Origin of the sequence: Pseudomonas sp. IT-232MI5 (assembly GCF_949767845.1) — a bacterium.
GTDB lineage: Bacteria > Pseudomonadota > Gammaproteobacteria > Pseudomonadales > Pseudomonadaceae > Aquipseudomonas.
Genome location: NZ_CATKQE010000060.1, coordinates 194,376 through 215,300 on the forward strand (window position 1 = coordinate 194,376; position 20,925 = coordinate 215,300).

Sequence of the window (20,925 nt, forward strand, 5' to 3'; positions counted from 1 at the left end):
GGAGTATAGCGCTGCAATTGCCCGGTTCGTTGTGACGTCATGTTGCCAGGACGTCCAGCGGTATCTGCAACCTGGCGGCGAGTGCTTGCGCCTCGGGATGTTCCACAGGGGCCAGCAAGCGCAGTTCGGCCCCCGCTTGCGACGCCATTTTCTGCGCTTGGTTCACCAGTCTCTCGGCGACCCCACGGCGACGGGTAACTTTTCGCACGCATAAATGGGACAAGTACCAGACGTCTTGATGCCTTTGCAGAATGCCGGCGCCCAGCAAGCGGTCGTTGAAGCGGCCAGCGATAAAAGAACCGTCCGCGAGGGCACCTTCGATCAGGTCAGCCTCCGCAGAAAATGGCGCGAACAGCCATTCTGGCGCATCGCGATAAATCTTCTGCAAATCCTGCTGATCCTGATAACTGGCGTCTTTCAGGGCTTGGACAATGATCGGCATGGCGCTTTCCTGAGTGGTACGAGAACAGATGACATAAAAAAGGTGATATCAGTTTGGTTTTTCTGTCACGTGCAAATGGTAACCTTCGCCCGTTCGTCCGTCCTTCTGCGACTTAACGTCGCGCCTTCAAGGAGCTTCACCCAAAAAAACGGTCATGCCTGCGTGCATAAAGGCCGGGGGTGAACAGTGGCTGGCGAACCATACTAATAATTGGGGGATACACAATGAGCACGAGCATCACGGCGGACGGCTTCAAAGCCGGTCAGCCCGCGTTCCTGTCCAAGGAACGCATCATCGCCAAGCCCGGTTTCAACCGTTGGCTGGTTCCACCGGCCGCTCTGGCCATCCACCTGTGCATCGGCATGGCCTACGGCTTCTCGGTGTTCTGGTTGCCGCTGTCCAAGGCGCTGGGCGTTACCGCTCCGGTGGCTTGCGCACCGGACATGAGCTTCATCGCACAAGTGTTCTCGTCGCAATGCGACTGGCCGATCTCCATGCTCGGCTGGATCTACACGCTGTTCTTCATCTTCCTCGGCTGCTCGGCAGCGATCTGGGGTGGCTGGCTGGAACACGCAGGGCCACGCAAGGCTGGCGTGGTATCGGCACTGTGCTGGTGTGGCGGTCTGCTGATCTCGGCGCTGGGTATTTATACACACCAGATCTGGCTGATGTGGATCGGTTCCGGCGTGATCGGTGGTATCGGTCTCGGCCTGGGCTATATCTCACCGGTCTCGACCCTGATCAAGTGGTTCCCGGACAAGCGCGGCATGGCCACCGGTATGGCAATCATGGGCTTCGGTGGCGGCGCGATGGTCGGTGCACCGCTGGCGACTGCGCTGATGAGCCACTTCGCTTCGCCGACCGGTGTCGGTGTCTGGCAAAGCTTTGTGGCCATGGCCGCGATCTACTTCGTGTTCATGATTGGTGGCGCTCTGGCTTACCGCGTGCCGCCAACCGGCTGGAAGCCTGAAGGCTGGACCGCTCCGGCGAAGAAAGCCTCGAACTCGATGATCACCCACCGTCACGTGCACGTGAATGTGGCGTGGAAAACCCCGCAATTCCGTCTGGTGTGGCTGGTGCTGTGCCTGAACGTATCGGCCGGTATCGGCATCCTCGGCATGGCTTCGCCACTGTTGCAGGAAGTGTTCGGCGGCAAACTGCTGGGTGTTGATGTGCCGTTTGGCCAGCTCGATGCCGGCCAGTTGGCTTCGATCGCGGCGATTGCTGCCGGCTTCACCGGTCTGCTGAGCCTGTTCAACATCGGTGGTCGCTTCTTCTGGGCTTCGTTCTCGGACTACCTGGGTCGTAAAAACACCTACTTCGTATTCTTTGCGCTGGGTTTTGCCCTGTATGCGCTGATTCCGAACATGGGCCATCTGGGCAACGTTGCGCTGTTCGTGGCGGCGTTCTGCATCATTCTGTCGATGTACGGCGGTGGTTTTGCCACCGTTCCGGCGTATCTGGCCGACTTGTTCGGTACGCAGATGGTGGGTGCGATCCACGGTCGTCTGTTGACCGCCTGGGCGGCGGCTGGCGTGCTGGGTCCGGTATTGGTGAACTACCTGCGTGAATATCAGCTGAGCATCGGCGTTGAACGCGCTGCCGCTTACGACATCACCTTGTACATCCTTGCCGGCCTGCTGGTGCTGGGTTTCCTGTGCAACCTGATGGTGCGTCCGGTGGCCGACAAGTACTTCATGACCGACGCTGAGCTGGCGGCCGAACAGGCGCTGGGCCATGACAAGGGTGCTGATGCCAGCACGGTTCTGGAGTGGAAAGCCGCGCCGGGCAGCAAGCCTCTGGCAATCGCTGCGTGGTTGGTGGTGGGTATTCCGTTGGCATGGGGGGTGTGGGTGACCCTGCAGAAAACGGCGGTACTGTTTCACTAAGTAAAAACGCAGTACCCCTGTAGGAGTGAGCCTGCTCGCGATAGCCGTCTGACAGTCACAGAAATGTTGATAGTCAGGCCCTCATCGCGAGCAGGCTCACTCCTACAGTCGTTTTTGGGGTACCTGTAATGGCTTGTATGGACATGTCTACCCGCGACAGCCGGGCGTTCTATCCGTCAGCCATCTCACCTCTCGTGTTTCTGTTTCGGCCCCGCGTGCCTATAATGGCTGCCTTTTTCGCCCAATGATTTTGCGGAGCTGGTGATGGCCGAACGTAAGGCGTCTGTCGAGCGCGACACTCTGGAAACCCAGATCAAAGCCTCGATCAACCTTGATGGCACCGGAAAGGCCCGATTTGATATCGGTGTTCCTTTTCTTGAGCACATGCTGGATCAGATTGCCCGTCACGGGTTGATCGACCTGGATATCGAATGCAAGGGCGATCTGCATATCGACGACCACCATACGGTGGAAGACGTCGGTATCACCCTCGGCCAGGCATTTGCCAAAGCCATTGGCGATAAAAAAGGCATCCGTCGCTACGGTCATGCCTACGTGCCGCTCGATGAAGCGCTGTCGCGCGTGGTCATCGACTTCTCCGGTCGTCCAGGCCTGCAGATGCACGTGCCGTACACCCGCGCCACCGTCGGCGGTTTCGACGTTGACTTGTTCCAGGAATTCTTCCAGGGCTTCGTCAACCACGCGCTGGTCAGCCTGCACATCGACAACCTGCGTGGCACCAACACTCACCACCAGATCGAAACCGTGTTCAAGGCTTTCGGCCGCGCACTGCGCATGGCCGTCGAGCTGGATGAGCGCATGGCCGGGCAAATGCCATCGACCAAAGGCGTTCTGTAATGCAGACGGTTGCAGTTATCGATTACGGCATGGGCAACCTGCACTCGGTGGCCAAAGCCCTCGAGCACGTCGGTGCCGGTAAAGTGCTGATCACCAGCGATGCGGCGGTGATTCGTGAAGCTGACCGCGTGGTGTTCCCCGGTGTTGGCGCAATTCGCGATTGCATGGCAGAGATCCGTCGCCTCGGCTTCGACTCGCTGGTGCGCGAAGTCAGTCAGGATCGTCCGTTTCTCGGCATCTGTGTCGGCATGCAAGCCTTGCTCGACACCAGCGAAGAGAACGACGGCGTCGACTGCATCGGCCTGTTCCCGGGCGCGGTGAAGTTCTTCGGCAAAGACCTGCATGAAGACGGCGAGCACCTGAAAGTCCCGCACATGGGCTGGAACGAAGTTAAGCAGAAGGTCAGCCACCCGCTGTGGCATGACATTCCCGACATGGCGCGTTTCTACTTTGTGCACAGCTACTACATCGCTGCCGCTAACGCGCGGCAGGTGGTTGGCGGCGGTCACTACGGTGTCGATTTCGCTGCGGCGCTAGCCGATGGCTCGCGTTTCGCCGTGCAGTTCCACCCGGAGAAAAGCCATACCCATGGCCTGCAATTGCTGCAGAACTTCGCCGCGTGGGACGGTCGCTGGTAAATGGCTGCCAAGAAGTCCAAACCGCCGATTCTGACCCTCACTCCCGAACAGGAGAACGAGGCCAATCGCAAGATTCAGCGGTTCATGGAAGACCGTTTCGAACTCGATCTGGGTTCGTTCGAAGCGGCGGAAATTCTTGAGCTGTTTACCCGCGAAATTGCTCCGCACTATTACAACAGGGCGATTTTCGATGTGCAGACCCACCTCAAAGAGCGGTTTGAAAGCATCGAAAGCGACCTGTGGGCGCTCGAGAAAAACTGATTTCCGAGCCAAGCTGAACATTCAAATTTGAAGGTTTGCCAGATGCTGATTATTCCCGCTATCGATCTTAAAGACGGTGCCTGCGTACGTCTGCGCCAGGGCCGCATGGAAGATTCCACAGTGTTCTCCGATGACCCGGTGAGCATGGCTGCCAAGTGGGTGGAGGGCGGTTGCCGCCGTCTGCATCTGGTCGATCTGAATGGCGCGTTCGAAGGCCAGCCAGTCAACGGCGAAGTGGTCACCGCGATCGCCAAGCGCTATCCGACTTTGCCGATCCAGATCGGCGGCGGCATCCGTTCGCTGGAAACCATCGAGCACTACGTCAAGGCTGGCGTGAGCTACGTGATCATCGGTACCAAAGCCGTTAAAGATCCGGCCTTCGTCGCTGAGGCCTGCCGCGCGTTCCCGGGCAAGATCATCGTCGGTCTGGATGCCAAAGACGGTTTTGTCGCCACCGATGGCTGGGCTGAAATCAGCACCGTGCAGGTCATTGATCTGGCCAAGCAGTTTGAAGCCGACGGCGTCTCCTCGATCGTTTATACCGACATCGCCAAAGACGGCATGATGCAGGGTTGCAACGTGCCGTTTACCGCTGCGCTGGCCGCTGCCACGAAGATCCCGGTGATCGCTTCCGGCGGTATCCACAATCTGGGTGACATCAAGTCGCTGCTCGACGCCAAGGCGCCAGGCATCATCGGCGCCATCACTGGCCGGGCGATCTACGAAGGCACCCTCGACGTCGCCGAAGCGCAAGCTTTCTGCGATTCGTACCAAGGCTGAGGACTGACCATGGCGCTGGCCAAACGCATCATCCCTTGCCTGGACGTGGACAACGGCCGGGTCGTCAAAGGTGTGAAGTTCGAAAACATCCGCGACGCCGGTGACCCGGTGGAAATTGCCCGTCGTTATGACGAGCAGGGTGCCGACGAGATTACTTTTCTCGACATCACCGCCAGCGTCGATGGCCGCGACACCACGCTGCATACCGTCGAGCGCATGGCCAGCCAGGTGTTTATCCCGCTGACTGTCGGCGGTGGCGTGCGTACCGTGCAAGACATTCGCAATCTGCTGAATGCCGGCGCGGACAAGGTGTCGATCAACACCGCGGCGGTGTTCAACCCTGAGTTCGTCGGCGAAGCCGCGCAGCATTTCGGCTCGCAATGCATCGTTGTCGCCATCGATGCGAAGAAGGTCTCCGGCCCGGGCGAAACCCCGCGCTGGGAAATCTTCACCCATGGCGGGCGCAAGCCAACCGGCCTCGACGCGGTCGAGTGGGCGAAGAAAATGGAAGGCCTCGGCGCTGGCGAGATCCTGCTGACCAGCATGGATCAGGACGGCATGAAAAACGGCTTCGACCTCGGTGTCACCCGCGCGATCAGCGATGCGCTGGGCATTCCGGTGATCGCTTCCGGCGGTGTCGGTAACTTGCAGCATCTGGCCGACGGCATCCTCGAAGGCCACGCCAGCGCAGTCTTGGCGGCGAGTATTTTCCACTTCGGCGAATACACCGTTCAGGAAGCCAAGGCCTACATGGCCAAACGCGGCATCGTGATGCGCTAAGCTCAAAATCGATACAGGCCAGTGGACACCATGGCGCACCCAAGGCACTCTTGGGCACGCCATGGATTCCGGTAGCCCGACATGATCAAACGCCTGCTTCTTGTTCTCGCCAGCGCCTCGATGTTGTTCATCAACACAGCCCGCGCCGAAACCAGTCCCGACACCGATCTGGTGCTCCTCACCGAAAATTTCCCGCCGTACAACATGGCGAAAGATGGCAAGAACTTCGCCAAAGGCGAGAACATCAATGGCATCGCCGCCGATATCGTGCGCGAGATGTTCAAGCGTGCCGACGTCACCTATAGCCTGACCCTGCGTTTTCCATGGGAGCGTGTCTATAAGCTCGCGCTGGAAAATCCCGGTTATGGCGCCTTTGTGATGGCGCGCTTGCCGGACCGCGAAAAACTCTTCAAATGGGTTGGCCCCATCGGTCCTGATGACTGGATCATGCTGGCCAAGGCTGACAGCAAGATCACCCTGGAAACCCTCAATGACGCGCGCAAGTACAAGGTCGGTGCCTACAAGGGCGACGCAATTGCCGAGACACTGACCAAACAAGGCCTGAAGCCGATTGTGGTGCTGCGCGATCAGGACAACGCGAAGAAACTGGTCAATGGACAGATTGATCTGTGGGCTACCGGTGATCCTGCCGGGCGCTATCTGGCTCGGCAGGATGGGGTCACCGGCCTGAAGACCGTGCTGCGCTTCAACAGTGCCGAGTTGTACCTGGCGCTGAACAAAGATGTCTCCGACGAAGTCGTCGCCAGGCTTCAGGCTGCGCTGGATCAGTTGCGCAAGGAAGGTGTGGTCGACGAAATCATGGCGCGCTATCTATAGCGACAGCCAGGTCCGGTGATTGCTGCGCGCTAGCGTTGGCGTCATCGATGTGCGGTGCTGCCGGGGTGTCTGTCGTCAGTGGCGGGCACCCACTGACGACCTCGACGGATTCCGGCGGATATTGCGTCAACAGAACGCTGGAATCATCGGTGTAACCAAAGTCGACCGCCACTTGAGTGCCGTCTTCCCGTACCAACTCGTAATGGCTTTGCAGCTGATAAACCGCGACGGCGGTTTGCTCCGGCGCCATGACAATCACCACTTGAGGTCGTAGCTCGTTCCAGCCGCTGGAAGACGTTTCGGTGTGGGTCAAAGTCTTCGGCAGGCAGGCTGAGAATTTTGTAATGCGGATATCACTGAGAGGCACGGTCGGCCAGGCTTTGACGATTTCAATGGCGGTAAAACGATGGAACATACGCATCGTCACCGCGTTTTGCGAACGTGGCGCGGTCCATTTGACGGCCCGATACTTGTCCGATTCATTGTGCTCGTGACCAATGAGCACGTATTCGTCAGTTCTTTTCAGTTCGTAGTAGGGCGAATTGCGAAATTGTTCGCCGGAATGAACATGATCTCGCACTGCAAACCATGGCAGCCGGGCAATCTGGGTGACTGTGGCGGGTTCGCGTGCGGCGGGCTTCGCGTAGCCGGTGAGGGTTGGAATTTGCGGCGATGCGCTGACTTGCAGCGGGATTTGCATGCGCAAGCCGTAAGCCGTTGAAGGCGCAGCAGGCTTGCTGTAGCCCTGGACGCCCACGAAGGTGCCGGGTGCAAAATGGATGTCGCCTGCGGCGGCAGTCGACGGTTCGATGCCAAAGGCGCTGAAACTGAGCTTGGCACCGCTGCCCTTGTCATTCCAGATCAGCTCGCCGACGTTCGCTGCGATAACCAGGTCGAGCCTGACGCAGCGTACCGAGTTCAACGAAGGTTTGTAGTGATCGTTGGAGCACACCAGCCCCAATGCGACGTAACCGACAGGGGCCAAAGGTCGCCAGATCGACATGCGCGTGACACTGGGCGCTCCGGTTTCCTTCCAGACCAGTTCAAAATCGACAGGGCGGGCCAGTGCCTTTCCGTTAGGGCTTACGGCCCCTTTCATATCTTTCTCGCAGACCACGGCGGCGACCATTTCGCCATTGATACTGGTGTCGCCGGGAATGAGCACATCGCCCAGCGGAAAGTAGCCTGGCAATGCATCCGGAGCAGGGGTGGGGCGCCAGAACGTGGCGGGTTTTGCTTTTGAACCGTTGGTGCTCCAGATCCGGTGAAACTCCGTGGTGAAGTTGATCAGCAGATTGTCCTGCATGATCGGTTCCATCTGCTTGGGATGCGCTGCGGTGTTGTCTTCGATAGTCATGATGATTCCTGATAGTTGAAAGCGACGCGAGGGCGCCACGACCTGTTGCAGGTCGCACTATCGGGAAAGGGGATGGTTGTCGGGTGGTAACTATGTATGTGTCAGCGTCACAAAGTGCTACCGATACACGCCGTCCTTGCCATGGCCAGCCATGGCGCGATTGCTGCGTACGCTGATCATCTGTTTGATATCGATCCATTCGATGCCCTGAGCCTTCAACTTCGGCAATTCGCGCTCCAGCACCGCCAGCGTCTGCGGATACGGATGGCCGATCATCACCGCCGAACCCTGTTTGCGCGCCAGGTTGATCGCAGTTTGCAGTTGCGTGTAGATCGCCGCTTCAGTGCGTTCGTCATCGAGAAACACGTCCCGTGACACGCTCGCCAGATCGATCTTCTGCGCCTGCTGCGCGGCGACGGTCTGTGCGCTGGTGCGGCTGTCGACGAAAAACTTGTGACGGCGCTGCAATTCGCCCATCAACCATGCCATCGCCACTGGCTGCGCGGTCATGCGGCTGCCCATGTGATTGTTGATGCCAGCGGTATAGGGGACCATTTTGAACGCGGCGTTCAGGCGTTTTTCGAGTTCTTCGAGCGGGAGTTCGGGGTGCCAGGCATATGGCCCAGTGGCCGGGTCCATAGGCATGTGCAGGATGACGATTTTGCCAGCGCGATGGGCTTCGCGGGCAAACTCGGTGGCGTGTGGGGTGTCGGGCATGATCGCCGTGGTCACCGGGCCGGGCAGGGCCAGCACGCGGCGATCCCGGGGCAGGTTTTGCCCCAGGTCGTCAATGATCAGTGTCAGGAAGGCTTTGTGTGGCTTTGGGCTGGCGGGCTCTGCGTGAGCAGCACCCGCCAGACAGCACAACAGAACGAAGACGAAACGCAGTGACATCCTCAACGGCCGGACGTAATGCTCAGGCCTTTGAGCAGGCTCAGGGCCTGGGCCAGTTGGTAATCGTCATCCTGCGGCATCGCTTTGGCCTTGCCGCCGGAACCGCTCGGTTTGTCCGCACCGCCGTTGCCGTTGCCCAAGTGACCTTGCAGGTCGGCTTCCTTGAAGTAGTCGCCATCGGCCTCGCTGGTGATCTTGGCCTTGCGCACTTCGATGTCCGGAACGATGCCCTGCGCCTGGATCGAGCGACCATTTGGCGTGAAGTACAGCGCCGTGGTGATCTTCAGTGCGCGGTCGTTGTTCAGCGGCAGCACGGTTTGCACCGAGCCTTTGCCGAAACTGGTGGTGCCCATGACCACGGCACGTTTCTGATCCTGCAGGGCGCCGGCGACGATTTCCGAGGCCGAGGCGCTGCCACCGTTAATCAACACGACCATCGGCACCGCTTCGCTTTCGTCTTTACCGGTGGCCGAGAAGCGCAGCTCGGAGTTGGCGATGCGGCCTTTGGTGTAGACGATCAGGCCTTTGGTGATGAAGTGGTCGACCACTTCGACCGCCGCCTGCAACACGCCGCCCGGGTTGTTGCGCAAGTCGAGAATGATGCCGTTGAGCTTCTTGCCGTTGTCCTTGCGCAGCTTGGCCAGAGCCTTGGAGACCTCTTCGCCGGTCTTGACCTGGAACTGGGTGATGCGGATATACGCATAGCCGGTTTCCAGCAATTGCGCCTTGACGCTCTTCACCTGAATCACTGCGCGGGCGAGGGTCACGTCGAACGGCGTGCCGCCATCGCGTACCAGCGTCAGAGTGATTTTCTGGCCGATCTTGCCGCGCATCTTGTCGACGGCTTCGGTCATGGTCTGGCCGCGCGTTGGCTGGCCGTTGATCTTGACGATGAAGTCGCCGGCCTGAATGCCGGCCTTCGACGCCGGGGTGTCGTCGATTGGCGAGACGACTTTGATGAAACCGTCTTCGGCGCCGACTTCAATGCCCAAACCGCCGAATTCACCGCTGGTGCTTTCCTGCAGCTCGGTGAAATCTTCCGGGCCCAGATAGGCCGAATGCGGATCAAGGTTGCTGAGCATGCCCTTGATCGCGTTTTCCAGCAGGGTCTTGTCGTCCACCGGCTCGACGTAAGCGGCTTTGATCCGGTCCATGACCTCGGCAAAGGTGCGCAACTCTTCCAGCGGCAGCGGCGCCTTGGAGGTCGCGGCAGTGCCTGCCGGAGCGACGGCCGGGGCTGGTTGAGCGGCAAACGCCAGAGGCGCGCCGATCACCAGAGCGATCGTCAGGGCCAGCGAGGTAAGGCGGGACAAATGCAGCATGTCGAACGAACTCCTGAATTAGGCGGCACGCTTATCCTTGCGCGCGGCACCATTGTGCTGGATCACTCGGGTGACCCTGCTGACGAATTGCGAAATACAGCGCTGGTGTGTCCTGACCGCCACTGTTACCGACAGTGGAGATCGACTCACCGGCTTTAACCACGTCCCCAGCCGACTTGAGCAGCGTCTGGTTGTGACCGTAAAGACTCAGAAACCCATTGCCGTGATCAAGGATCACCAGCAGCCCGGCACCGCGCAACCAGTCGGCGAAGACCACGCGACCGCCATGCACGGCATGCACCTGGCTGCCGGCGGAGGCGCTGATCATCACGCCGTCCCACTTGGTCCGGGCGTCGTCGCCACGGCTTTCGCCGAAGCGTGCCAGCAGTCGACCATCAACCGGCCAAGGAAGTTTTCCCCGGGTTGCAGCAAAAGGGCCACCGAAGGTCTCGCCGCTGCTGGAAACCAGCGCGCCGGGAGTGGATCTGACTGGTTTTCGTGGGGCGTCGCTGTTTTCAGCCTGCGCCTCACGCAAACGCTTTTTTTCCGCTTCCTGCTGGGCGATCAGCGCTTTCTGCCGCGCTTCTTCTGCCTCACGGGCCTGGCGCGCCAGGGTTTCTTCAATGGTTTTAAGGACTTTAGACAGGTCTGCCTGATCTTGCTCGCGGGCGGCGAGTTTCTGATCGCGGGCCTTCACGTCGTCGTTGAGCTTGGCGAGGACTTGCTGACGTTCCTTGCGAACATTTTCCAGTTCGTCGCGCTGGGTATCGAGGCTGCTTTTCTGCACCAGCAATTGCGCCTGCTGGGCGGCAATGTCTTTTTCGACATTGGCCAGTTGGCGCAGGGTTTCGTTGAAGTTCTTCAACTGCTCCAGGCGGGCCTGGCTCAGGTAATCGTAATAGGTGAGGGTACGGGCGAATTTCTCGGGATTCTGCTGGTTGAGCAGCAGCTTGAGGTATTCCTGCCGACCGTTCTGATAGGCCGCTCGGGCCTGAATGGCGATCAGTCGCTGCTGTTCAGTGCGCGCGCTCTGGAGTTTTTTTTTCTCTGCATCGAGCCGCTGCAGCTCGGATTCGCTTTTCTGCAGTTCTTTCTGCAGCGCATCGACCTGTTTCTGCAGCTTGCCCAACTCGGTTTCAGTGCCCTTGAGCTCTTTCTGTACGCCGGACTTTTCTTCCTGGACTTTGCTCAGCAGCTTTTTCAGCTCGGCAATGTCCTGACGCGTGGCGTCCAACTGCTGTTGGGTTTGCGCGCGCTCGTCAGCGAAGGCCGGTTGGAGCAGGCAGGTCAGAGCGAGGGCGATCAGGACGCGGAGCATAGAGGCGGGCGGCACCAGGGTAAGGGACGGCCTAGTATGCCCGCCCGAGGCTGCAAAAAAAACGCCCAATTGGGGCTGTGTGATAACTGGACCAAGCAATACACCGAATTCCATTTCGAAAACTCCATAAACCACTGTGGGAGCTGCGGTGCGACGATTCGACTTGCCAGCGATGGCGTCTGCACATTCAACATAGATGTTGGCTGTCAGATTGCTATCGCTGGCAAGCCAGCTCCCACAGGGTTTTGCGGTGTTTTGGCAATCGAGGTCAGACCAGGATAGAAGTGCCGGTCATTTCCGCTGGTTTTTCCAGGCCCAGCAGCTTCAGCATGGTCGGTGCAACGTCCGCCAGCACGCCGCCTTCACGTACTTTCAGGTCGCGCTTGCCGACATAAATGAACGGCACCGGCTCGGTGGTGTGCGCAGTGTGAGCCTGGTGGGTTTCTTCATCGGCCATTTTTTCGACGTTGCCGTGGTCAGCCGTGATCAGTGCTTCACCGCCAACCTTTTCCAGCGCATCGACAATGCGACCGACGCAGGTGTCGAGGCATTCAACAGCCTTCACTGCCGCGTCAAACACGCCGCTGTGGCCGACCATGTCGCCGTTGGCGTAGTTGACCACGATTACATCGAAACGCTGGTTTTCGATGGCCTCAACGATACGGTCGGTGACTTCCGGCGCGCTCATTTCCGGCTGCAAGTCGTAGGTGGCGACTTTCGGCGACGGGATCAGGATGCGCTCTTCGCCCGGGAACGGTTCTTCACGACCGCCGGAGAAGAAGAAGGTCACGTGGGCGTATTTTTCGGTTTCAGCGATGCGCAGCTGGGTTTTGCCGTTCTTCGCCAGATAGTCGCCCAGCACGTTGTCCAGGCTGCCTGCGGCGAATGCCGACGGAGCCGGAATGCTGGCGGCGTATTGGGTCAGCATGACGAAACCGGCCAGTTTCGGCTGGCGTGCGCGTTCGAAATCCTTGAAGTCGTCTTCGACGAATACGCGGGTCAGCTCACGGGCACGGTCGGCGCGGAAGTTCATGAACACCACGGCGTCGCCGTCTTCGACTTTCACTGGCTCACCGATGGACGTGGCTTTGACGAATTCGTCGCTCTCGCCACGGGCATAAGCGGCTTCAAGGCCTTCCTGCGCCGTGGCAGCGTTGAATTCGCTGTTACCATCGACGATCAGGTTGTACGCCTGAGCGACGCGATCCCAACGGTTGTCACGGTCCATGGCGAAGTAACGGCCGATGATGCTGGCGATGCGGCCCTTGCCGAGCGCCTGGAAGGTCGCATCAAGCAGCTCGATCGACGATGCCGCGCTTTTCGGCGGTGTGTCGCGGCCATCGAGGAAGGCGTGCAGGTAGATTTTTTCGGCGCCGCGCTTGAACGCCAGTTCAGCCATGGCGATCAGGTGATCCTGATGGCTGTGTACGCCGCCATCGGACAGCAGACCCATGAAGTGCACGGCTTTGCCAGCGGCCACGGCTTTATCCACAGCGGCGCAGATGGTCGGGTTCTCGAAGAACTCGCCGTCGCGGATCGATTTGGTCACACGCGTGAAGTCCTGATACACCACGCGACCGGCGCCAAGATTCATGTGGCCGACTTCGGAGTTGCCCATCTGGCCGTCCGGCAGGCCGACGTCCATGCCGCTGCCCGAGATCAAGCCGTTCGGCACGCTGGCCCAGAGGCGATCGAGAACAGGCTTCTTCGCCGCAAAAACGGCATTGGATTCGGGGCTGTCGCTATGACCGAAGCCGTCGAGAATCATCAGGACCAAAGGTTTAGGCGTAGTCGTCATGGAATCCACTCGTGGCTAATAAAGAAGAGGGCGATGGAAAAGGGAGTTGGAGTTTAAAGCTAAGTTCCGACCGCGTCACCGCCGGACGGGGTTTGGCCGACCATAGTGGCTGTGTATACTGGCCGACATTTTAACGCCCTGGAACCTCCTTCGATGGTTGCTCACCTGATTGAATTTGCCACTAACCACTACATTCTTGTCGGTATCTTCGTCGTACTGCTGGCTCTGCTGCTGGCGCACACGATGCAGGGCGGCGGTAAAAGCCTGAGCACCGGCGAGCTGACCGCGCTGGTCAATAAAGATGCAGGCGTGGTTGTGGACATCCGTCCGGCCAAGGATTTCGCAGCCGGCCACATTGTTGGCGCGATCAATATTCCCCAGGACAAACTGGCTGCGCGCATTGGCGAGCTGGAAAAACACAAGGCCAAGACCATCATCCTGGTCGACGCCCTGGGCCAGACCGCTGGCACCCACGCCCGCGAACTGATGAAATCCGGCTTCACCGCCGCCAAGCTGTCCGGCGGGATCTCCAGCTGGAAAGGCGACAACCTGCCGCTGGTGAAGTGATATGAGCGAAGTCATCGTCTACTCCAGCGACTACTGCCCTTATTGCTCCCGAGCCAAGTATTTGCTCGAGAACAAAGGCGTGGCCTTCAAAGAGATCAAGGTCGATGGCAAGCCGCAGGTGCGTGCCGAAATGGCCCAGAAAGCCGGACGCACGTCCGTGCCGCAGATCTGGATCGGCAGCAAGCACATCGGCGGTTGTGACGATTTGTATGCCCTGGAGCGCGCCGGCAAGCTCGACGCGCTGCTCAAGGCCTAACGGCTGCACCCACGTACAGCAATCCCTTAAAGACCCGAGATCAGAAAGGATCTGAGATGACTGACCAACAGAACACTGCAGCCAGCGAAGAAGAAACCGCACCGCAATTCTCCTTGCAGCGCATCTACGTACGCGACCTGTCCTTTGAAGCCCCGAAAAGCCCGGCGATCTTCCGCCAGCAGTGGGATCCGGCGGTCGCACTGGATCTGAACACTCGCCAGAAAGCACTGGAAGGTGATTTCTACGAAGTGGTGCTGACCCTGTCCGTTACCGTGAAAAACGGTGAAGAAGTCGCCTTCATCGCTGAAGTGCAACAGGCCGGTATCTTCCTGATCAAGAACCTGGACGCGGCCTCGATGAGCCACACCCTGGGTGCGTTCTGCCCGAACATTCTGTTCCCGTACGCGCGCGAAACTCTGGACAGCCTGGTGACCCGTGGTTCGTTCCCGGCGCTGATGCTGGCCCCGGTGAACTTCGACGCCCTGTACGCGCAAGAGCTGCAGCGCATGCAGGAAAGCGGCGAGACGCCAACCGTTCAGTAAGACGGTTCAGCAACACCCCATGTGGGAGCGAGCCTGCTCGCGAAGAGGCGTGTCAGATGACAGTTTTGTCGACTGATACACCGCTTTCGCGAGCAGGCTCGCTCCCACATTTGTTTTGTGATGTTACTTGAAGTCGTTCTGGCGCCAGGCTTCGTACACTGCGACCGCAACGGTGTTGGACAGGTTCAGGCTGCGGCAGCCTTCGCGCATCGGCAGGCGCAGGCGCTGTTCCGGCGGCAGCGCGTCGAGCACTTCCGGCGGCAGGCCACGGCTTTCCGGGCCGAAGATGAACGCATCGCCAGGAACAAACGCGGCATCATGAAACGGCCGCGAGCCTTTGGTGGTGAACGCGAAAAGCCGCGGGTTGCCAAGGCTTTCCAGGCAACTGGCCAAGTCTGCGTGACGTTGCAGCGTGGCATATTCGTGATAGTCGAGACCGGCGCGGCGCAAGCGCTTGTCGTCCATCTCGAAGCCCAGCGGTTCGATCAAATGCAGGTGGCAGCCGCTATTGGCGCACAGCCTGATAACGTTGCCGGTATTCGGCGGAATTTCTGGTTGAAAAAGGATGACGTGAAACATGCACGGCTCCGAAGGTAAAGATGAGCGGCATTCTACGCCGCCTGTGGACAACCGTTCGAAACTATTGCCGCGAGTCATCGGTTCGCTGGCGATTGTCGGCGTGATGATCGGTTTGATGATCGGCCGCCTGACCACGCCGGATCCGACTGTGCTGCAACAAGTCGAGGTGTCAGAGCAGGGGTTGGTGGTGTGGTTCAACAACGAACCCAAGCTGCACGGTGAAATCATCGATGGCACGGTGGCGCTATTGTTTCAGGCGGATGGCCAGGCGCAGAAGGGGCAACTCAAGCTCAACGGCAGGGACGTGAACTGGCGCACGCGAATGAGCGATGGCGGGTTGTTGTTGACCGTATTGGCAGCGCGGCCGCTGCAGGGTAATTGGGTCGGCAGTGAGGTCGATGACCGCTGGCGGCTGGAGATACGCTTGCAAACGAACTGATCGGAGTACTGCTGTCCTTCTCGACGTACTCCTACGCTTATTGACGTCGTTTCCCACTACGCTTGTCTGCCTTTCCACTCTCCTTGAATGCTTGCGCACGCTATCGTGCGTTCCTCTTTTAAGCCGGCAGGATGCCGAAAGTCTTCGCCCCTTGCACGACTGCCAGGGGCGATTTTTTCAAGGATGAAAAAAATGCCAATAAAACCACCTGTCGGGGGCAGCACCCACGTGAAAGTGGATGCTTCGACCAGTCCAACCCGACCGGCCGACGTGGACATTCCGCTCCCCGGCCCATCGGGCCGCAGAGGTTCCGGTTCAGGACTCTCCGCCGATGATTGGCAGCCGCGGGCCGGGTCGTCCAGGGCTGTTGACGCAGATGCCACTGGTGCGACTCCGGCGGTTATTACTCACGCGACCCCCGTTGACGCACGTTTGCTCGCGCCTCAACCGACGCTGGACCATTACGTAATCAATGCCCGGGCGTTACTTCCAGAAGCCAACGGCGAAGGCTTGAGGGTTTTTAACAAGCGCACCTACGCTGAAGTGGCCGATGGCGATTTTGTCCATGTCGCCGTGGACCCCGAGACGGGACTGCATCGGGCCCGACGGCCAAGTGAGTTGCTTTTGGGGCCGGTGATGCTGCGTGACGCCGATAGCGGTTTTTGGTACCCGCGTACGGTCGTTGAGCCAACTACCCGAGCGCAGGTTCGAAGCTACCTTCCGAAAGCGACCGATCAACACGCGGATGACTTTATCGCCCGGTTTGGTGACAAGGATGTGGCAGATGTGGAACTCAAGCGGATTCAGCTTGGGCTACTGCAACTGGACTACGAACACGTCAGCATCCCGGACCACCAAAATCGCATTCTAGGGAAACATGGCGTAGATGAGGCGTTTGCCATGTGGAGTACGCTGCGCAAATTGTACAAGTGGAAAAGTAAGCCTGATCAGCGGGTCTACAGCGATGGGCGGCTATCGGGTTTCAAGCTGGATATCAATCTCACGCTATGGCCAGTCGATAAGCTGCTTTCATTGAAATTCAACTCAGTTGTTTCTCTCACGTTAAGAGGTCATGCGCCGCTGAACCCTGAGGTGTTTTTTGCGCAATTTCCCAACATTGAAAGTCTGACGGTCACAAGCCAGATGATCACCAGAAGTACCTCCGATGCCTCTATGTATGAGCATGCTTACTCAAGATTCGATCTGGGTTCGCGCTTTGCCGAGCAATTAGCGAGGCTCCCCCGTTTACGAGAGTTGAACCTGCAGGATTGTGATTTTCAGGATGACTTTTCGCTGAGGGGCATGACCAGGCTGCAGGTGTTGAGGCTAGGTAAAATACAGGCGGTGAGGCTGAATCATTATCCTGACGACTTGCGCGCTCGGTTGTCTCTTCAACACCCGAGCGTCGTTTTGCTAACGGATCCTGACATCTCCGGGATGACCGAGTTGCGCGTGTTGGACCTGACAGGCTCCGGAATACACCGAATCCCTATCGGGCTTGATGCCGACAACGGGCCGTCAAGGCTGGAGGTATTGCGACTGGGCGACAACGCGTTTTCTGTTGCACCTTCACTTAAAGCAATGACTGCGTTGCAGGAGCTGGATCTTTCCAACATGAGGTTGGACAAGTTTCCGGACGGCATCACCGATAAGATTCCCGGGAAAGTGTTGAATCTGGCGAACAATCGAATTGCCGCGATCCCGGAATCCATCGAACTCAGAGCGGGCTTCAGTCTCAGCGGCAATCCCATCACGGATCCGGCTTCCCTGCGGCGTCTGATACATGCGCGTATAAAAACAGGCGCCGACATCTGGCTGGGAGAGGAAAGTGCTGATCGGTCGGCAAACCTGTGGCTGCGAAATGTGCCGCCATTGGAATTACCTGAAAAACTGAAGCTCTGGGACAGCTTCGGCGGTGCAGCAAGTGACGTGATCAATGGGATTCGGAAGCTGAGTCGTACGCCTGAATTTCACGTCGAGCATCCGCTTTTGCAGCGGCGGGTGTGGTGGTTTCTGGATGCCTATACGAAGGCTGAGCCAAGCGAACAGGCAAGGATGAGGGACATTCTGCTCAATGAACCCAGCCCCGGAAAAATGCTCGACAGGCTTGAAGCACAAATACGGGAATATGACTCGGGGCGGCAAAATCAGCCCCTGCATCATTTACCCAAACGTCCGAAGCTTAATTAACGCCGGGCTGAACACCTCGGCGATTGGTGTAAAAGCGGGAATCCCTGACCTGCCTGTATCAGGGTTCCCAAAACGGGTGGACTTCGCTGTGAGCGTCGGTCCGGTGTAAAGAGGGAACCCCCGGCCTGCCTGTACCAAGGATCCCAAAAGGGTGGGCTCGTCGCGTTGCGGTATGAGCCCGGTGTAAAGAGGGGAATCCCCGGCCTGCCTGTACCAAGGTCCCCGAAACGGGTGGTGAATCGAATCACCTGTAAGGGTTATTGCAGGGGGCGTGCCAGGTTTTAATGTGTTGAAACAAAAAAATCTGATCAGAAACACGAAAGCCCCGGGATTCGGGGCTTTCGTGCATTTGGGTAGTTGATTTTTCAGTGGTTTCAGAAGCGAATGTGGCGATGCGGCTGTGCGCGATCGCGGGTCATTGTGCATTGATGCGGTGCACGGCGTTCCGATGAGGGGCTGGATTTTGAATTCACAAAAGCCCTCAAGCGAACAAACCGTTAACCCTCATCCCCCTCATCATCATCGCCACCATCGACCTTCATGCCCAATTCCTTGATTTTGCGCGTCAGGGTATTGCGCCCCCAACCGAGCAAAACCGCGGCATCACGCCGGCGCCCGGCGGTGTGCTTCAGGGCCGTCTCGATCATGATTCGCTCAAACGCCGGCACCGCACTGTCGAGCAGGCTCGACTGACCGCGCGCCAGCGCCTGATCGGCCCACTGACGCAACGCCTGCTCCCAATTGGTCACTGGCGCCGAGTCCTGCGGCAGGTTCAGTAGCTCCGGCGGCAGGTCGCTGATGTGTACTTCGCGCCCGGAGGCCATCACGGTGATCCAGCGGCAGGTGTTTTCCAACTGCCGCACGTTGCCGCCCCACGGCAGGTTTTTCAGGTATTCCTCAGTCTCGCTCTTCAGCAGCTTCGGCTCGACCGCCAATTCCTGCGCGGCACGGCTGAGAAAATGCTTGGCCAGGGTCGGGATGTCTTCACGACGGTCCGACAGGCGCGGGATGTGGATACGGATCACGTTGAGGCGATGGAACAAGTCCTCACGGAATTTCCCGGCGTGTACCAGGGTTTCCAGATTCTGGTGTGTCGCGGCGATGATGCGCACGTCGACCTTGACCGGCACATGCCCGCCCACGCGATAGAACTCGCCATCCGCCAGAACCCGTAGCAGACGGGTCTGGGTATCCGCCGGCATGTCGCCGATTTCATCGAGGAACAGCGTGCCGCCGTCAGCCTGTTCGAAGCGCCCGCGACGCAGATTCGCCGCGCCGGTGAACGCGCCTTTTTCATGGCCGAACAGTTCGGACTCCATCAGATCCTTGGGGATCGCCGCCATGTTCAGCGCAATGAACGGCGAGGCCGCGCGCGGGCTGTGGCGGTGCAGGGCGTGGGCGACCAGTTCTTTGCCGGTGCCGGATTCGCCATTGATCAGCACGGTGATGTTGGAGTGGCTCAAGCGCCCGATGGCGCGAAACACTTCCTGCATCGCCGGCGCTTCACCGATGATTTCCGGGGTGCGCGTCAGCGCCGGAACGACTTCCAGGCCTTGCTGTTCTTGCGCATGCTGATTGGCACGCTTGACCAGCGACACGGCCTCATCAACGTCGAACGGCTTTGGCAGATACTCGAACGCGCCGCCCTGATACGAGGCGACAGCGCTGTCCAGATCGGAGTGAGCGGTCATGATGATGACCGGCAACCGTGGGTGCTGTTCGCGAATCCGCGCCAGCAGATCCAGACCGCTGGCACCGGGCATGCGAATGTCGGAAATGATCACGTCCGGCTGCTGACGGGCCAAGCGACTCATCACGCCATCGGCGCTGTCGAAGCTCTGGGTGGTCATGCCTTCCTGCTGCAAGGCCTTTTCCAGCACCCAACGGATAGAACGGTCGTCATCGACGATCCACACGGTTTCACTACGGCTCATGTCGATGTGGCTCCTTGTTCCAGTGGCAGAAAGATCGAGAAGGTGGTGTGGCCTGGATGGCTGTCACACTCGATCAGGCCCTGGTGCTGGCTGATGATGTTCTGGGTAATGGCCAGGCCCAGCCCGGTACCGTCCGGGCGACCGCTGACCATGGGAAAGAAAATGGTTTCCTGAAGTTCCGCCGGGATCCCCGGACCGTTGTCGATGATCTCGATCTTGGTCACCAGACGATGGCGGACGTGGCCGATGGTGAACTGGCGCATGGTTCGGGTGCGCAGACTGATGCGGCCCAGACGCAGTTCGTTCTGGCTGCTGATCGCCTGCATCGCGTTGCGCACGATGTTCAACACCGCCTGAATCATTTGCTCGCGGTCGATCAATACGTCGGGAATGCTTGGGTCGTAATCGCGCACCAAGGTGATGCAGCCCTGACTTTCGGCTTCAACCAGTTGGCAAACGCGCTCCAGCACTTCGTGGACGTTGCACATGGCCAGCGACGGCAGCTTGTTCGAGCCGAGCATGCGGTCGACCAGATTGCGCAGGCGGTCGGCCTCTTCAATGATCACGTTGGTGTAATCGCGCAGGCTGTCTTCCGGTAGCTCGCGGGCCAGCAGTTGCGCGGCGCCACGGATACCGCCGAGCGGATTCTTGATTTCATGGGCGAGACCGCGCACCAGCATCTTGCTGGTTTCCTGCTTGGACAGCTGCGCCTCTTCCTTGGTGATCCGCAGCAAGCGGTCACGCGGATGAACCTCCAGCAGGAGCATGGTCGCGCCGTTGCTGAGGATCGGCGTCACCGCGTAATCCACGGTCAAGGTCTGGCCGGTGAGGGCGGTGAGCATCGCTTCGCGTTTGGTAAACGGGTGCGCCTGCTCTACCGCTTGGCGCAACGAATTCAGCGCCTCGGTGGATTCGGTGAACAGCTCGCTGATGAATTGCCCATGGCTACGCTGCCCGCTGATGGCGAGCAGCATCTCCGCCGCCGGATTCATGTACTCAAGGCGCAATTCGGCGTCGAGCAGGATGGTGGCGGTGGTCAGGTTGTCGAGCAGCAAACGGTGGATTGCGTCGCTAATAGTCATCGGAGCCTCTTTTGGGGGCGGAGCGTGCGCAAATAACAAGCGTCGGTGAACGGAAAATGCAAAAACCAAACCAAGGCTCTGAAAAGAAGCGTTCAACGCCTGAAACAGGCGTTTGACGCTCGTTTGAGTGGCAGGGTGCCAGCTCGAACGGGAAGTTTCGAA

21 protein-coding genes are annotated in these 20,925 nt (G+C 59.0%); 12 read left to right on the plus strand and 9 right to left on the minus strand.

What is annotated here, in order from left to right; all coding sequences use genetic code 11:
- Positions 1–37 precede the first annotated feature (37 nt).
- The gene (locus ACM6JQ_RS27275) at positions 38–442 is read right to left on the minus strand and encodes an acetyl-CoA sensor PanZ family protein (RefSeq protein ID WP_095113963.1); all 405 of its coding nucleotides are present in this window, start codon (positions 440–442) and stop codon (positions 38–40) included.
- Between the two features lie 224 nt (positions 443–666).
- Between ACM6JQ_RS27275 and ACM6JQ_RS27280 the strand changes: the two genes are divergently transcribed.
- The 7 genes from ACM6JQ_RS27280 to ACM6JQ_RS27310 all read left to right on the plus strand — a co-directional run bounded on the left by ACM6JQ_RS27280 (position 667) and on the right by ACM6JQ_RS27310 (position 6,485).
- Positions 667–2,331, plus strand: a complete 1,665-nt coding sequence (locus ACM6JQ_RS27280; RefSeq protein ID WP_414895006.1) for an OFA family MFS transporter — start codon at positions 667–669, stop codon at positions 2,329–2,331.
- A gap of 264 nt (positions 2,332–2,595) precedes the next feature.
- A complete protein-coding gene (gene hisB / locus ACM6JQ_RS27285) occupies positions 2,596–3,189 on the plus strand; it encodes an imidazoleglycerol-phosphate dehydratase HisB (RefSeq protein WP_007909204.1) in 594 nt (197 codons plus the stop codon).
- Positions 3,189–3,827 carry an imidazole glycerol phosphate synthase subunit HisH gene (hisH, locus tag ACM6JQ_RS27290; protein ID WP_007909206.1) on the plus strand — a complete coding sequence of 213 codons (639 nt, stop codon included), beginning with the start codon at positions 3,189–3,191 and terminating at the stop codon, positions 3,825–3,827. The genes hisB and hisH overlap by 1 nt, the downstream gene beginning before the upstream one ends.
- Positions 3,828–4,088 (plus strand): DUF2164 domain-containing protein, encoded by a 261-nt coding sequence (locus ACM6JQ_RS27295; RefSeq protein ID WP_003220751.1) that lies wholly within the window; start codon positions 3,828–3,830, stop codon positions 4,086–4,088.
- 42 nt (positions 4,089–4,130) lie between these two features.
- Positions 4,131–4,868 (plus strand): 1-(5-phosphoribosyl)-5-[(5-phosphoribosylamino)methylideneamino]imidazole-4-carboxamide isomerase, encoded by a 738-nt coding sequence (hisA, locus tag ACM6JQ_RS27300; protein ID WP_003220753.1) that lies wholly within the window; start codon positions 4,131–4,133, stop codon positions 4,866–4,868.
- A gap of 9 nt (positions 4,869–4,877) precedes the next feature.
- The gene (gene hisF / locus ACM6JQ_RS27305; RefSeq protein ID WP_007909211.1) at positions 4,878–5,648 is read left to right on the plus strand and encodes an imidazole glycerol phosphate synthase subunit HisF; all 771 of its coding nucleotides are present in this window, start codon (positions 4,878–4,880) and stop codon (positions 5,646–5,648) included.
- Between the two features lie 81 nt (positions 5,649–5,729).
- Entirely contained in the window at positions 5,730–6,485 is a 756-nt protein-coding gene (locus tag ACM6JQ_RS27310; protein ID WP_007909212.1) for a substrate-binding periplasmic protein, read from the plus strand.
- On the opposite strand, the gene ACM6JQ_RS27315 is transcribed toward ACM6JQ_RS27310, so the two are convergent.
- From ACM6JQ_RS27315 to gpmI, 5 genes are all read right to left on the minus strand, one after another.
- A complete protein-coding gene (locus ACM6JQ_RS27315) occupies positions 6,466–7,842 on the minus strand; it encodes a Vps62-related protein (RefSeq protein WP_414895007.1) in 1,377 nt (458 codons plus the stop codon). The two genes, ACM6JQ_RS27310 and ACM6JQ_RS27315, sit on opposite strands and share 20 nt — an antisense overlap.
- Before the next feature lie 117 nt (positions 7,843–7,959).
- Positions 7,960–8,736, minus strand: a complete 777-nt coding sequence (locus tag ACM6JQ_RS27320) for a divergent polysaccharide deacetylase family protein (protein ID WP_007909220.1) — start codon at positions 8,734–8,736, stop codon at positions 7,960–7,962.
- 2 nt (positions 8,737–8,738) lie between these two features.
- Complete coding sequence (locus tag ACM6JQ_RS27325; protein WP_007909222.1) at positions 8,739–10,058, minus strand: S41 family peptidase; 1,320 nt, start codon at positions 10,056–10,058, stop codon at positions 8,739–8,741.
- A gap of 31 nt (positions 10,059–10,089) precedes the next feature.
- Entirely contained in the window at positions 10,090–11,376 is a 1,287-nt protein-coding gene (locus ACM6JQ_RS27330) for a murein hydrolase activator EnvC family protein (RefSeq protein WP_042705011.1), read from the minus strand.
- Between the two features lie 268 nt (positions 11,377–11,644).
- Positions 11,645–13,174: a 2,3-bisphosphoglycerate-independent phosphoglycerate mutase gene (gene gpmI, locus ACM6JQ_RS27335; protein WP_414895008.1), complete on the minus strand. Its 1,530-nt coding sequence runs from the start codon at positions 13,172–13,174 to the stop codon at positions 11,645–11,647.
- A gap of 153 nt (positions 13,175–13,327) precedes the next feature.
- Here gpmI and ACM6JQ_RS27340 point away from each other — a divergent pair, with 153 nt between their 5' ends.
- Genes ACM6JQ_RS27340 through secB form a run of 3 tightly spaced genes read left to right on the plus strand, consistent with a single transcriptional unit; the run spans position 13,328 to position 14,539 of the window.
- Positions 13,328–13,741 (plus strand): rhodanese-like domain-containing protein, encoded by a 414-nt coding sequence (locus tag ACM6JQ_RS27340; RefSeq protein WP_007909228.1) that lies wholly within the window; start codon positions 13,328–13,330, stop codon positions 13,739–13,741.
- A gap of 1 nt (position 13,742) precedes the next feature.
- Positions 13,743–13,997: a glutaredoxin 3 gene (gene grxC / locus ACM6JQ_RS27345; RefSeq protein ID WP_008080561.1), complete on the plus strand. Its 255-nt coding sequence runs from the start codon at positions 13,743–13,745 to the stop codon at positions 13,995–13,997.
- Positions 13,998–14,053: 56 nt separating this feature from the next.
- Complete coding sequence (secB, locus tag ACM6JQ_RS27350; RefSeq protein ID WP_007909233.1) at positions 14,054–14,539, plus strand: protein-export chaperone SecB; 486 nt, start codon at positions 14,054–14,056, stop codon at positions 14,537–14,539.
- A gap of 123 nt (positions 14,540–14,662) precedes the next feature.
- On the opposite strand, the gene ACM6JQ_RS27355 is transcribed toward secB, so the two are convergent.
- Positions 14,663–15,118: a tRNA (cytidine(34)-2'-O)-methyltransferase gene (locus ACM6JQ_RS27355; RefSeq protein WP_007909235.1), complete on the minus strand. Its 456-nt coding sequence runs from the start codon at positions 15,116–15,118 to the stop codon at positions 14,663–14,665.
- Here ACM6JQ_RS27355 and ACM6JQ_RS27360 point away from each other — a divergent pair.
- Together ACM6JQ_RS27360 and ACM6JQ_RS27365 are read left to right on the plus strand one after the other, a co-directional pair.
- The gene (locus tag ACM6JQ_RS27360) at positions 15,117–15,557 is read left to right on the plus strand and encodes a hypothetical protein (RefSeq protein ID WP_095113967.1); all 441 of its coding nucleotides are present in this window, start codon (positions 15,117–15,119) and stop codon (positions 15,555–15,557) included. The genes ACM6JQ_RS27355 and ACM6JQ_RS27360 overlap by 2 nt on opposite strands.
- A gap of 192 nt (positions 15,558–15,749) precedes the next feature.
- Complete coding sequence (locus ACM6JQ_RS27365) at positions 15,750–17,747, plus strand: leucine-rich repeat domain-containing protein (RefSeq protein WP_414895009.1); 1,998 nt, start codon at positions 15,750–15,752, stop codon at positions 17,745–17,747.
- 497 nt (positions 17,748–18,244) lie between these two features.
- Here ACM6JQ_RS27365 and ntrC read toward each other — a convergent pair whose 3' ends face one another.
- Both ntrC and glnL read right to left on the minus strand, forming a co-directional pair.
- The gene (gene ntrC / locus ACM6JQ_RS27370; protein WP_007909238.1) at positions 18,245–19,681 is read right to left on the minus strand and encodes a nitrogen regulation protein NR(I); all 1,437 of its coding nucleotides are present in this window, start codon (positions 19,679–19,681) and stop codon (positions 18,245–18,247) included.
- Positions 19,678–20,763, minus strand: coding sequence for a nitrogen regulation protein NR(II) (gene glnL / locus ACM6JQ_RS27375; RefSeq protein ID WP_007909240.1), 1,086 nt, complete (start codon positions 20,761–20,763; stop codon positions 19,678–19,680). Before glnL ends, ntrC begins: the two co-directional genes overlap by 4 nt.
- Between the last annotated feature and the right edge of the window lie 162 nt (positions 20,764–20,925).